This window comes from Telluria sp. ZT3P39, from assembly GCF_059685935.1.
In genome coordinates this window covers 20,230-33,647 of record NZ_JCASIH010000014.1, presented here as the reverse complement: position 1 = coordinate 33,647, position 13,418 = coordinate 20,230, and the positions used below count along the sequence as shown (strand labels likewise).

At 65.8% G+C, this 13,418-nt stretch carries 11 protein-coding genes; 7 read left to right on the top strand and 4 right to left on the bottom strand.

Annotation, left to right across the window (positions count from 1 at the left end; translation table 11 throughout):
• Positions 1–741: 741 nt before the first annotated feature.
• On the bottom strand, positions 742–996 hold the full coding sequence (locus AC56LR_RS14270) for a hypothetical protein (RefSeq protein ID WP_497131326.1): 255 nt from the start codon (positions 994–996) through the stop codon (positions 742–744).
• Between the two features lie 169 nt (positions 997–1,165).
• Positions 1,166–1,309: a hypothetical protein gene (locus tag AC56LR_RS14265; RefSeq protein ID WP_497131324.1), complete on the bottom strand. Its 144-nt coding sequence runs from the start codon at positions 1,307–1,309 to the stop codon at positions 1,166–1,168.
• A gap of 399 nt (positions 1,310–1,708) precedes the next feature.
• On the opposite strand from AC56LR_RS14265, the gene AC56LR_RS14260 reads away from it, so the two are divergent.
• The 4 genes from AC56LR_RS14260 (at position 1,709) to AC56LR_RS14245 (ending at position 8,419) form a co-directional block, all read left to right on the top strand.
• Positions 1,709–2,785 (top strand): hypothetical protein, encoded by a 1,077-nt coding sequence (locus tag AC56LR_RS14260; protein WP_497131322.1) that lies wholly within the window; start codon positions 1,709–1,711, stop codon positions 2,783–2,785.
• A gap of 336 nt (positions 2,786–3,121) precedes the next feature.
• Complete coding sequence (locus AC56LR_RS14255) at positions 3,122–5,365, top strand: putative bifunctional diguanylate cyclase/phosphodiesterase (RefSeq protein WP_497131321.1); 2,244 nt, start codon at positions 3,122–3,124, stop codon at positions 5,363–5,365.
• 379 nt (positions 5,366–5,744) lie between these two features.
• Positions 5,745–6,596 carry a flagellin N-terminal helical domain-containing protein gene (locus AC56LR_RS14250; protein WP_497131319.1) on the top strand — a complete coding sequence of 284 codons (852 nt, stop codon included), beginning with the start codon at positions 5,745–5,747 and terminating at the stop codon, positions 6,594–6,596.
• Between the two features lie 176 nt (positions 6,597–6,772).
• Entirely contained in the window at positions 6,773–8,419 is a 1,647-nt protein-coding gene (locus AC56LR_RS14245; RefSeq protein ID WP_497131317.1) for a DUF4394 domain-containing protein, read from the top strand.
• A 6-nt stretch (positions 8,420–8,425) separates the two neighbouring features.
• On the opposite strand, the gene AC56LR_RS14240 is transcribed toward AC56LR_RS14245, so the two are convergent.
• Positions 8,426–9,121, bottom strand: coding sequence for an anti-sigma factor (locus tag AC56LR_RS14240; RefSeq protein ID WP_497131315.1), 696 nt, complete (start codon positions 9,119–9,121; stop codon positions 8,426–8,428).
• Positions 9,118–9,672 carry a sigma-70 family RNA polymerase sigma factor gene (locus AC56LR_RS14235; RefSeq protein WP_497131313.1) on the bottom strand — a complete coding sequence of 185 codons (555 nt, stop codon included), beginning with the start codon at positions 9,670–9,672 and terminating at the stop codon, positions 9,118–9,120. Before AC56LR_RS14235 ends, AC56LR_RS14240 begins: the two co-directional genes overlap by 4 nt.
• A gap of 150 nt (positions 9,673–9,822) precedes the next feature.
• On the opposite strand from AC56LR_RS14235, the gene AC56LR_RS14230 reads away from it, so the two are divergent.
• The 3 genes from AC56LR_RS14230 to AC56LR_RS14220 all read left to right on the top strand — a co-directional run bounded on the left by AC56LR_RS14230 (position 9,823) and on the right by AC56LR_RS14220 (position 13,328).
• Positions 9,823–11,790: an AI-2E family transporter gene (locus AC56LR_RS14230; RefSeq protein WP_497131311.1), complete on the top strand. Its 1,968-nt coding sequence runs from the start codon at positions 9,823–9,825 to the stop codon at positions 11,788–11,790.
• Between the two features lie 150 nt (positions 11,791–11,940).
• Positions 11,941–12,900 carry a chemotaxis protein gene (locus AC56LR_RS14225; protein ID WP_497131310.1) on the top strand — a complete coding sequence of 320 codons (960 nt, stop codon included), beginning with the start codon at positions 11,941–11,943 and terminating at the stop codon, positions 12,898–12,900.
• Between the two features lie 230 nt (positions 12,901–13,130).
• The gene (locus AC56LR_RS14220; protein WP_497131309.1) at positions 13,131–13,328 is read left to right on the top strand and encodes a hypothetical protein; all 198 of its coding nucleotides are present in this window, start codon (positions 13,131–13,133) and stop codon (positions 13,326–13,328) included.
• Positions 13,329–13,418 lie beyond the last annotated feature (90 nt).

Sequence of the window (13,418 nt, the reverse complement as noted above, 5' to 3'; positions counted from 1 at the left end):
CAAGGCGTGGCCGCGCCATTGCCACTCTCGGGCACGACGAAAGACAATCAGCTCGTTACTCACCGGTCAGGCACTGGCTCCGCGGCTTCGCCCGCCATCCAAGGCAACTCACAACGCACCGTCGTGGATGTCAGGCGCGACTCGACATCGCCAGCGACCAGGGCGCGACAAATTGCGGACGTTTCCAGCAGGTTCTCGAGAGTCGAGCGTCTCTGGTGCCGGCTCAGGATTGCTGCGTTCCTCCTTAGCTCCGGCAAAGCGGAACGCGTCCAACGTTTTCACTGCGTTCTTGTCGGCCTCAAGGCGGACTGCCAGACGGGGAAAGGAGCGTGTGTTTCAGATTGACTGTCTCTCCGCCGGCAAGTTTCAAAAGCGCGCAAGTGACGACACTGGTGTCGCCCAGTGACCGGAGGGCCGAACAGCCACCCCGAGGCCGGGGATGGGCCGGCGGCATCGATACGAATAGCGCATTTAACATAATATAGATTATGCGTCTAAGCCCCACAGTTCGGTGTGCCGCTTTTTTTCTCGCACGACATTACCGACCGCATCAACTCAGTGCGTTGTCGTCACATCGCCACAATTCTCGTCGAGTTCCGGCTTCATACCATTCGACATTCTCCTCTATCGGCGCTGCCCGCTTTCAAGTGACCCCGGCAGCACTGGAGAGCCCATTCTGCTGGAACTGGCAGACGCCAACGGCTCCGAATCTCAACCCAAATGCTCATTTTCGGCGGTCTGTTATTGGCTGAGGCTGGGGGAAGGTCCGATCAAGGTAGAAACACCGTCCTCCTGGATTACCCTTTGCAGTTCTTTCATTGCCTCCTGATCGGTGGGAAATGGATCGTTCCAGACCGTCGAGTTGTTGAACTCGTCGACAACTTCAAGAAGCCAACCACCGTCGCCATCCTCATAAATCTGGACATCGATTTTTTTACCGTCGAGCTCCAGCCGCTCTGACAGCGGCGACATCTTGACTTCGTATTCTTCGTGCATTGGGTATCTCCTAAATAAGTGATTGAAGCGGGTGGGAGTCGTGATGCCTACACTCAATTGGAAGCGTGGCGACATGATGGATTTAGCCCGCATGCTCGCGGCTTCACACTGGGTACGCGGCGTAAAATGAAAAAGGGCGGCCATCGCCGCCCTTCCCGTCCACGGCAGCTCAGCAGCAGCCCAGCATCTTCAGGCAGCACTCGATGCTCGCGCAGCAGCCCTGGCTGGCGGCGAAAGCGGCGGTCGACACGGCAGCCAGACCCAGGGCAGCGGATACTTTGATGAGTTTCTTCTTGATTGGTATTCCTTTCAAGTTAAGGACGAGCCCGATAAATCGCCACGATATGCCGGGAAATGACGATCACGCGTCAATTCTATCCTGATCAAGATATTCCGGCCACATGCGGCTAGCACGCGCCTGAACCAACCGGGAGCGGATCGGGTTCACGCTCCCTTCAAGCATGCGAATGCTCAAACCAGCCACCTGCTGCCCACCTAAAATGGACCTTCCGCCGCCTCTAATTGCTATTAGTCAACCGAACTCAGCTCTGCCGTGCGTCACTCTTTAGGTATATCAACACTCCTGCTGAAGGGATATTGGCTTCACTTCGAGGAGGAAGCCGGCTCCACTCCACCGACGAGGCCAATCGTGACCGACCGATTCATATCGTTCTTGTTGATCGCCAGATGGGCCAGTGCCATTGTCGCGCTGATGTACCACCTCCGGTTCCTGTTGTTCGTGGACTACGATGCCGTCCACGCGAAAACCCTGTTTTCAAAGGGTTTTTATTTCATCACGGGGCTGGGACACGAATCCTATGCCGTCTTTTTCATCCTGGACGGCATTCTCGCCGGGCTCCTGCTGCACCGGCAGCGTTCCGGGGGCGTGCCAGACCGCCCGGCCGTTTCCCCGCACCTGGGCTCGCTCTACAAGATCGTGCTGCCGGGCCTGATCGTCGGCGCGACCCTCGATTTCACCGGCGCGCAGTTTTTTGGCGGCACCGGCGTGTACACCGACTTCCCTGAATTGAGCGTGCTGACGCTGACGTTTTCGGCACTGTTCGGTAACGCCTTGATGCTGCAGCCCTTCATCGTTCCAAACTTCGGCAGCAACAGCATGCTCTACCTGCCCTCCTACCTGTTCTGGTCCATGATCCTGCTGGTTGCGTACGTCCGCCTCGGCCTGAACAAGCCGCGCGGACGCTATGTGCAACTGGCGCTGCTGGCGGTCGTGGTCTTCGTCATGCCTTACCAGTTCCTGATCTGGGCCGGCATCTGGCTGGCCGGCGTCGGCGTCGTTTTCCTGGGCGAATCTCGCGCGCTGCGGCCGCCCTTGCTGGTCGCGTTGCCGGGTTTTGCCGCCGCGCTGGTCCTGTCCCGGCTCATGGGTAGCCGCAGCAGCCAGTTGCCGGAACCGTTTGGAGACTTCATCATCCAGGGCGGCTTCGCACTGGTCGGCATCGGGTTCGCCGCCATCGCCTGGGCGCTGTATCCGAAGCAGCCCCAGGACGGGCGCGCCAGCCGTGCATTCGAAGCCAGTGGCTCGGCCGCTGGCTGGTCGGGGCAGACCGCGTCGTTCACCTTTTTCTTCCACTTCCCGGTGATCATGCTGCTGGTGGCGATGGGCTCGGCGCTGCTCGGCCAGGCGCTCATGCAGCAGCCGACGCTCGCTACCTACATGCGCTTTTCCCTCCTCGCGATCGCCTGCATCGTGACGGCAGCGCTGGTCACGCGCGTGGCGAGCGCCGCCACGCATGCGGTGGTGTTCAGGCGCCAGCCGCGGGCCTGAACCATCCGCACGGCCGCCCGGCGGTGCAAGGCGCCGCCCACGTGTTGCGTCCGCAAATCAGGTATACAATGATGGGGCAGGTGTCTCGTTCCCGCCCGCGGCAAACCGGGCGCAGGACAAGCGAGCGTGACGGTTTCAAGGCACGTTCAAGCCGACGCCGCACAGGTGCCCGATGCAGACCGCCCAAGTCATTCATCCACGCGCGCCGGTCTCGAGGCCGGACAGCGCCCTGGCACGCCCCGCATCCTGTACGGGCCCATCCGTACACCGACAAAACCGGTTACGGTGGCGGTGCGCCCCGGATCGCCTGGCCGGTATCGCAGGGAGCTTCGCAACATGAGCCCTGCCCCCGATACGCCCGGTCCCGCCACGTCGGCCGGCCAGCCGTCCGTTTTGCTGGTCAATGACGACCCGGGCGCCCTGTTTGCGCTGCGCACCGTGCTGGCCGACCTCGATATCGACATCGTTACCGCGACCTCCGGCGAACAGGCCCTGATGCACCTGCTGCGCCGGGATTTCTGCCTGATCCTGATGGACGTGAAGATGACCGGGATGGACGGCTTCGAGACCGCCCGCCTGATCCGGTCGCGGCCGCGCTCGCGCGACACGCCGATCGTATTCCTTACCTCGCACCGCGCCACCGACCTCGACCGCACCGAGGGCTATGCGGTCGGCGCCGCCGACTACCTGTTCATGCCGCTCGCGCCCGAAGTGATCCGCGCCAAGGTCCAATCGTTTGCCGACCAGGCCCGCGAACAGCAAGAGGAGCGCGGCAACGCGCCCGCGCCCGGGGCCGGCGTGTGGTCTTCGGGACAGGACACGAGCCCGGTGGAAGCCGAGACGCTCCATAGCGGCGCGGCCAGCCTGACGCCCGGCATGACGGGTCTGGACCGTCCCGACGCGGCGCGCCTGGTGCTCGAGCATGCGGGCGACTATGTCGCCCTGCTGTCGGCAGACGGCGCCTGGCTCTACGCCAGCCCGAGCTACCAGCGCGCCTTCGGGACCGAGATCATGTCCGGCGCGAGCTATTTCGACATCGTCCATCCGGACGACCGCCGCCGCGTGGCCGAGGCGCTGACCCGCTCGCCCGGGAACGAAGGGCACCTGCGCCTGCGATACCGGATCACCGCGGCGACCGAGCGCCATCTCGAGTCGGACGCAAATGCCGTGCACACCGCGGCGGGCGCGGTCGGCCAGCTGGTGGTGGTCTCGCGCGACCTCACCGAGCGCAAGGAAATGGAAGCCTACGGGGTGCAGCAATCCTTCCACGACAGCCTCACCGGCTTGCCGAACCGACTGTTGCTGATGGACCGCCTGACCCAGGCCACGGCGCACCGCGCGCGCCCCGATACCCCGCTGGCCGTGCTGTTCATGGACCTCGACCATTTCAAGGAGGTCAACGACAGCCTGGGCCACGCCGCCGGCGACCGCCTGCTGCAGGACGTGGCCGAGCGCGTGGCCTCCTGCGTGCGCGAGGCCGACACCGTGGCCCGCATCGGCGGCGACGAATTCGTCGTGCTGCTGGTCGACCTGCGCGACCTGTCCGCGGCGGCCGTCGTGGCCGACAAGATCATTTCCGCGGTCTCGGCCAGCTGCCGGATCGAAGGCAGCGAGCTGCACATTACGCCGAGCATCGGCCTGGCCGTCTTTCCCTGCGACGGGGGCGACCCCGACACGCTGCTGCGCAATGCCGACGTGGCGATGTACCACGCCAAGCGCGACGGCGGCGGGCGCTATGCCTTCTTCGCTCCCGAAATGCAGGAGGCGGCCAGACGCCGGCTCGCGCTCGGGACCGCCCTGCAGCGCGCCATCCGGGCCGATGAATTCCTGATGTATTACCAGCCCAAGATCTGCGCCGCGAACGGCAGCATCTGCGGCTTCGAGTCGCTGATCCGCTGGCCCCAGCGCGACGGCAGCTGGATCCCGCCCAGCCAGTTCATCCCGGTGGCCGAACAGACCGGGCGCATCGAGCCGATCGGAGCGTGGGCGATCCGGCAGGTGACCGCGCAACTGCGCCGCTGGCACGCGCTGGGCATCGACAACGTTCCGCTTGCGGTGAACGTGTCGGCCTTGCAGTTCCAGCGCGATAACGTGGCGCGCCGCCTGGCCGAAGCGGTCGAGGAGGCCGGCGTGGCCCCTTCCCTGCTCGAGGTCGAGCTGACCGAGTCGGGCGTGATGAGCAACCCGTCCCAGGCGATCGCCACCCTGCACGAGATCCATTCGCTCGGCATGACGATCGCGATCGACGACTTCGGCACCGGTTATTCCTCCCTGGCCTATCTGAAGCGCTTCCCGATCGACAAGCTGAAGATCGACGCCTCTTTCGTGCGCGACATGGTGACCGACCCCAACGGGGCGGCGATCGTGCGCGCCATCATCGGCCTGGCCCATGTACTGAACCTGACCGTGATTGCCGAAGGGGTCGAGACGGCCGAGCAGTCGGCCTTCCTGGTGGCCCATGGCTGCGAAGAGCTGCAAGGCTTCTATTTCAGCAACGCGGTGCCGCATGCCGAAGCGCTCGCGCTGCTGGCACGCGGTCCCTATGCCGTTCCGGGCGTGCCCCCCCGGCATCCGTCATGACGACCGGCGCGCCGCCGGCGGAGCACGACGCCACGCTGGAAGGCAAGCCGGGGCCTCGGACTGCGCGACGAAGCCGGTCGATACCGCCGAGCTGCTGGTCAAGCTTCGCAGCTGGGTCGGCGGGCCGCGCTCCCATCCGACGTGATCCGCCTCGGAACTGCTGTGTTTGGGAATATGCCGGACGGAAAACCGCAGCTACAGGATATATAGGTGACGGCAACTTATCATCCCGACAGCGAATTTGCCTTCAAAACAGGCAGATCGAATTATTTTGAATTTATTTCTGCGTGGAACTTAATGCCGCACAGAAACCTGTCGCCTTGTACTTGTGAACGCGAGTGACTCACTCCACAACCCGAACACTGACAGGAAACCAACCATGCTGAGCCTTCACACCAACAACGCTGCACTGTCCGCACAAAACTCGATCAGCCGCACCCAGAGCTCGCTGTCGACCTCGATGACCCGCCTGTCGACCGGCTACCGCATCAACTCGGCAATGGACGACGCCGCCGGCCTGCAGATCGCATCGCGCCTGAAAGCCCAGACCTCGGGCATGACCGTCGCCATGCGCAACACCCAGAACTCGACCTCGATGCTGCAGACCGCCGAAGGCGCGCTGGACGAAGTCAGCAACATGCTGGTCCGCATGAAAGACCTGGCTACCCAGGCAGCCGATGCCTCGTCGACCGCCGACGACAAGACCGCCATGCAGTCGGAATACGACGCGCTGGGTACTGAGCTGGGCAACGTGTTGAAGAACACCACCTTCGGCGGCACCAAGCTGCTGGTGGGCGGCACCATCGCTTCGTCGATGACCTTCCAGATCGGCGCTTCGTCGAGCGAAACCATGGCCGTCGACCTCGGCACCGACGTGTCGCAAGTCGTCACCGACATCAGCGCCGCCACCGCCAACTACAGCGCGGCCACCACCGGTGCCGAACTGACCGGCGCCGCCAACGCGACCATCGGTTCGCTGGAAACCGCGCTGGCTTCGGTCAACAAGGTCCGTTCGGGCCTGGGCGCTGCCGCCAACCGCCTGGAACACGTGTACAACAACCTGTCGAACATCAGCACCAACAGCAAGGCCGCTGCCGGCCTGATCATGGACGTCGACTTCGCCACCGAAAGCGCCAACATGACTTCCAGCCAGATGCTGCTGCAAGCCGGCACCGCCATGCTCAAGCAGTCGAACAGCATGTCGTCGATGGTCATGTCGCTCCTGCAGTAATCCTCTTCGCCGCCCGGTTCGCCGGGCGGGATGTGAACAGGCCAGCCCCACGGGGCTGGCTTTTGTCGTTCTGCGCGTATTAAAAAAATAATTTTGGCAGAACTGCATCCAAAGCCCGTCCTGGAACGTAGAGCTCGTGTCACCACGACTTCCACCCGACAAAAAGGACCACGACCATGAACGACCAGCTCTTCGCCAAACTCACCCTTGCTTGCGCCATGGCCGCGGCACTCGCCGGCTGCGGCGGCAGCGACGATGACGACCGGGTCCCGGCGCCCGCCCCGGCCCCGGCGCCGCCTGCGATAGCAGTGGGCGACATGTTCGCCCTCACAAGCAGCAACCGGATTGTCTCCTTCGACCGCGCCACGCCCGCGACCATCCGCAGCACCGCGGCCGTGACCGGCCTGCAGGCCGGCGAAAACCTGGTCGGCATCGATGTCCGCCCCGCCGACGGCCTGCTGTATGGCGTCGGCAGCAGCGGGCGCCTGTACACGATCGACCCCGCCACCGGCGCCGCGACCCTGAAATCCACCCTGGGCGCCGATGCGACCGACACCACGGCGCCCTTCACCGGGCTGGCCGGCACCGAATTCGGCGTGGACTTCAACCCGGTGGCGGACCGCCTGCGGGTGGTCGGCAATACCGGCCAGAGCCTGCGCATCAATGTCGACACGGGCGCGACCACGACCGACGGCAACATCAACGGCGGCGCGGCGACCACCGCGGTGACCGCATCGGCCTACACGAATTCGTTTGCCGGCACGGGCGCCACCACCCTGTACGCGCTGGACAGCGCAACCGACACCCTCTACATCCAGAATCCGCCGAACAACGGCACCTTGGCCACGCCGGTCGCGCTGGGCGTCGACGCCGGCGGGGTGAACGGCTTCGATATCGACGGCCGCACCAACATGGGCTATGCGGTATGGAGCGTCGGCGGCGCGCGCACCCTGTACAGCATCAACCTGGCCGCAACGGCGAATCCAGCCACGGCCATCGGCGCCGTGGGAGTGAACGAAGAGATTAAGGGCCTGGCCGCACGCGCCACCCTGGGGCCGGTGGTGTTGGGCCTGACCGACGCCGGGCGCATCGTCGCCTTCCGTCCGGCCACGCCGAACGTCCTGACCCTCGATATCGCCCTGGCCGGCCTGAACGCCAACGAAACTGTGCTCGGGATCGACTTCCGTCCCAAGGACGGACTGCTGTACGGGATCACCTCGGGCGCGCGCGTCGTGACGATCGATGCCGCCACCGGCGTCGTTACGGTCAAGGCCACCCTGGCCGCCGACGCTGCCGACACCAGCAACCCCTACGGCGCAATCGCCGGCACGGCCTTCGCGGTCGACTTCAACCCGGTGGCCGACCGCCTGCGCGTGATCGGCAATACCGGGCAAAGCCTGCGCATCAACGTCGATACCGGCGCGACCACGACCGACGGCGCGGTCAACCGTCCCGGCGCCGCGCCGGTAGTGACTGCCGCTGCCTATACCAACAGCGTCCCGGGGGCGACGGCCACCCAGCTGTTCGACATCGATACCGACAGCGACAGCCTGGCCCTGCAGAATCCCCCGAACGACGGCGTGCTGGCCAATATCGGCTTGCTGGGCGTGGCCGTGGCGGGCGATGCGGGCTTCGACATTGCCGGCGGCGCCAACGGCATCGCGCTGGCCGCGCTGCGGACGGACGCTGCCGGGCCGTCGTCGCTGTACCGCGTGGACCTGGCTACCGGCGCGGCCACGCTGTCGGCCGGCGCCGCCAACCCGGCGCTGTCGGTGGTGGGCGGCAGCCTGGGTCTGCGCGACATCGCGATCTCGCTCCAGTGATGGCGTTCAGGTCATCTTGACCGCGCGGCCGATGAACAGGATCGGCCCGGTCGGGCGGCCGATCGGGGAACCGGCCGGCGGTTCGAGCGTGATTTCGAACAGCTGGTTTGGCGCCAGGGGCGGCAGCTTGCCCAGTTGTACCTCGACCGGCTTGCCAGGTGTGATCAGCCCGAGCGAGACCGGCCCGCTCCAGCCGTCGGCCTTGGTCCAGAGCTGCAGCGAACGTGCCGCCGGCACGCCGGTGGCGCGCAGCGGCACCAGGCGCAGCTTGTCCTTGCCGATCGACTGCAGCATCCAGCCGGGCGCCATGCTGCCGGGCGCGGCCAGCACCACCATGTAGCGCGGCGCGGGAGCGTGCGGCAACTGCACCGTGATCACCGCCATGAATGCTGCCGCGGTAAAACCGGCGGCGGCCAGGCCGCGCCATAATCCCAGCCGGTCCCACCAGCCGGCGCGCGGGCGCCGGGCCGCTCCTGCGGCCGCCATCGAGCCGGCGATCCGGGCCCATAGCTGCGGCGAAGGTTCGATCGGTGTGGCCAGCATGGTCAGGGGCAGCAGCCGGGCTTCCCATTGCGCGACCGACGCGCGCAGGTCGGCGTCGGCGGGCAGCGCCGCTTCCACTTCGCGCCGCTTCGCCAGCGGCAAGGAGCCCAGCACGTATTCGCCGGCCAGGCCATCGAGTTCATCGCGCTCGGGGCTCATCCCATGCACTCCCGCAAGGCGCTCAGGCCGCGCCGGATCCAGGCCTTGACCGTGCCGAGGGGCGACTGCAGGCGTTCGGCGATCTCGCTGTGCGAGCAGCCGTCGACATAGGCGAACAGGATGCTGTTGCGCTTGACGGCGTCGAGCCCGACCAGGCAATCGTGCAGTCGGCCCAGGTCCTGGTGCAGCTCGAAGGGGTCGGCCGCGCCGGCGTCAAGGGCGGCCGCGCCGAGCGCGCCCAGGGCCTCGTCATCGACCCCGATCTCGCGCTCGCCGCTGCGCACCAGGCTCAGGGCCTGGTTGCGCACCACGCTGTAGATCCAGCCGCGCCCGGCGCCGCGCGCCGGATCGAAGCTGTGGGCGCGGGTCCAGATGTTCAGGAAGGCGTCGTGCAGCACGTCTTCGGCGATCTGCCGGTGGCGCACGATACGCATTGCGACCCCCAGCAGGCTGCGGCTGTCGCGGTCGTAGATGCGGCGCAGCGCGCCGTGGTCGCCCCGGGCGCAGGCCGCCAGCGCGGTATCGTAGTCGAAGCCGTCGCGGGCGATCATGCGGGGCGGCCTGTAAGCATCAAGACATCCATGGTCGGGTTCTCCTGTTGTATGAATAGTAAGGCAATACGCCTTCATGCCCGCATTTTTACGCAGGAATGCGCTACAAAGGGGCTTTCACGACCGCGTCAATGCCGGAGCACTTGGCGAATGAGCCATTTTCCTCTATATATATCCGGTTTTCATCTCGATGAGCCGCCGACCCGCCGCATGAATTTCCAGCCACCTTCCCTGCGCCTGAGCGCGAACGCCGTCGTCAGCGCCACCTGCATCATCGCCCTCCTGCATTTCGGGCGCGAAGTACTCGAGCCGCTGGCCCTTGCGCTGATCCTGAGCCTGGTGCTGGCGCCGCTGGTGCGCAGCGTGACCCGGATCGGCCTGGCGCGCATGCCGGCCGTGCTGCTGTCGGTCGCGCTGGTCTCGACCTTCCTCACCGGCGTGGGCGCGGTGCTGGCGACCCAGCTGGTGACGATCACGCGCGACCTGCCGCAATACCGCAGCGCGATCCGCACCAAGGTCGCCAAGGTGCGCGAGGTGGTGGAGCGCCCGATCTCGCGCATCGAGGCCGAGCTGAGCGCCGTGGCGCCGAGCGGCACGGTCGAACCGGTGCGGCCGCGCCGCGGCGGCGGCAACCTGGCGGTGACGGCGGCGAACACCGCCACCAGCGCCCCGGTGCCGGTCGAAGTGCGCACGCCGCGCACCATGAAGGACACGCTGGGCCGGATCGTCGGCCTGGTCTGGGGCCCGATCGGCGAGGCCGGCGTGGTGCTGATCCTGCTGGTGTTCATCCTGCTCGAACAAGGGTCGCTGCGCGACCGCCTGGTGCGCCTGGCCGGCCAGGCCGAAGTGAGCCGCACCATCCGCACGCTGGGCGACGCCGCCCAGGGCGTGTCGCGCTTCTTCTTTTCGCAGTTCGTGGTGAACGCCACCTTTGGTGCGGCCATCGGCATGTCGCTGTGGCTGGTGGGCGTGCCCCATGCGGTGCTGTGCGGCGTATTGAGCGGCGTGCTGCGCTTCGTGCCCTACCTGGGTGTGCTGCTGGCCGGCGCCATCATCGCCATGTTCGTGGCGGCGATCGATCCGGGCTGGTCGCTGGCGCTCACCTGCATGGCGATTTTCCTGGCATTCGAACTGGTGCTGGCGAATTTCATCGAACCGAAAGTCTATGGCCACAGCTCCGGCCTGTCGCCGCTGGCGGTGATCGTCTCGGCCCTGTTCTGGGGGGCGCTGTGGGGGCCGGTCGGCCTGCTGCTCTCCACCCCGCTCACCCTGTGCCTGGTGGTGGCCGGGCGCCACGTGCGGGCGCTGGCGCCGATCACCATCCTGCTGGGCGACGCACCCAATATGTCGGACGCCGAGCGTTTCCACCAGCGCGTGCTGGCGGGCGAAGCCGACGAGCTAACCAAGGATGCGCGAACCTATGTGCGACGCTACAGCTTCGCGCGCTACTGCGACCATGTGCTGCTGCCGGGTCTGCGGATGGCAGTGTCGGACCTGGGCACCGGCACCATCGACAAGCTACAGCAGGACCGCATGCGCGCCGTGATCGCGAATATCGCCGAAACCGTGGCCTCGGCCTCGGGTTCGAGCATGCGCAACCGGCGCAAGGCGGTGCCCTTGCTGGACGCGAACATCGGCGCCCACCTGCGCAAGATGCGCGAATCCCGCTTCGGCCGCTGGCAGGGCTCGCTCGACGTCCCGAGCGGCTCGATCGTGCTGTGCGCCGGACTGCCCTCCGAGCGTGACGAATTCCTGACCGAACTGCTGGTGCGCGCCCTGCGCGAAGCCGAGGTCGACGCCCGCAGCATCGTGGCAGGCGCCCCGCAGGAACGTCCCGAAGCCGGCAACCCGGCCCTGGTGTCCACCGTCTTCATCACCTATCCGCGCCAGGACAATATCGACGAATGGCTGCTGGCCGTGGCCGACTTGCGCGCCGACCTGCCCGAGGCCCTGATGGTCACCGTGCTGCTGCCCTACGACGAGCAACTGCCCAAGCGCGCACTGGTGGAAGAGCACGTGGACATGATCCTGCGCTCCTTCGAGGAAGGCCTGGCCTTCGTGGCGCCGGACCGCGCGGCGCAGTCGCCCGGCGCCGCGCCGCGCATGCGCGCCGCATAAGCGGCCCTGCCCCGGGTTTGCCCCCGATTTCGTTGTTTTTCCAGCGCAGGCCAACCGAAAACTCGGTGAAGTTTGCGCCAGTATTGACGATTTCCAGATTTTCGCACGTAAAATGCTTTCCCAGCGGCATTAACATTTCTCAGGCGGAATATGAAATCGGTACAACAAGAAGTCGACGAGCGCAGCAACCTCACTGGCACCAACAAATTCGAACTCCTGCTGTTCCGCCTCGGCGGCGACGAACAGGGCGAGCGTAGCGAGCTGTTCGGCATTAACGTGTTCAAGATCCGCGAGATCGTCGCCATGCCGGTCATCACGGCCGTGGCTGGCGCGATGCCGCATGTGCTGGGCGTGGTCAACCTGCGCGGCCAGATCATCCAGGTGCTCGACCTGCCGGCGATCGCCGGCGTCAAGCCCAAGACCGGCCTGAACATCATGCTGGTGACGGAATTCGCCCGCACCACCCAGGCCTTCGCGGTCGAGAGCGTGGAAGAAATCGTGCGCCTGGACTGGAGCCAGGTGATGTCGGCCGAGCGTTGCGCCGGCAGCGGCATGGTCACCAGCATCGCGCGCCTGCCGAGCGAGAATGGCGACGAAGGCCGGCTGGCCCAGGTGCTCGACGTCGAGACCATCCTGCGCGACATGAACCCGGATTCGGGTCCGGAGATCAACCAGCAGACCGTCGGCGCGAAGATCCACATCAAGCCGGGCTCGGTCGTGCTGGCGGCCGACGATTCGGTGGTGGCGCGCGCCCTCATCGAAGAAGGCCTGAAGGCCATGGGCCTGCCCTTCATCATGGCCAAGAGCGGCAAGGAAGCCTGGGACCAGCTCAATGCCATCGCGACCACCGCCGAAGCCGAAGGCAAGTCGGTGCACGACAAGGTGGCGCTGGTGCTGACCGACCTGGAAATGCCGGAAATGGATGGCTTCACCCTGACCCGCAACATCAAGAAGAGCGGCCGCTTCGGCGGCATCCCGGTGGTGATCCACTCCTCGCTGTCGGGCACGACCAACGAAGAGCACGTCAAGAACGTCCAGGCCGACGCCTATGTCGCCAAGTTCTCGGCCGAAGAGCTGGCCACGACCCTGCGCCGCCTGCTGCGCCAGTAATTCATCCAGGCATTACCCGGCTCGCATGTCAACGGCATGCGTCCCCGATTCGTTGTGTTGTAACAAACGCTAACACAATCGTCCCGTGCGCCGGGCTCCTGGTTGTACTATAGGCAACAAGCCGGTACGTAATCGGGGGTGCCGGCCAGGCAGGGGCTCTGCCTCTGCCGACCCGATTACGCAAGATGCGCGCGTGCACACCGGTGCGCCTTCATGCAGAGAGCTTGCCCATGCCGCAAAGACGACGAGATGACCAGACCGCTGTAACTGCCGAGTACGCCTTCTTCCTGGCGGAGACCCGCGGGCTGCGCTTCGCGCTCGACTACCTGGACAACTGCCACATCCCACGCGATATCCTCATCCGCGCCATCGAAGAACCCGCCCGGCGGCGCCGCGTCGAACGCCGCCGTACTCCCCGTAACGACTAGCCTGCCTGCCGCCGGGTTGTTTCCCAGCCATTGACTAACGCGCGTCACCACGCCGCGCCCTGTGCTAATTTGGGCGCGGTGGGGAGTGGG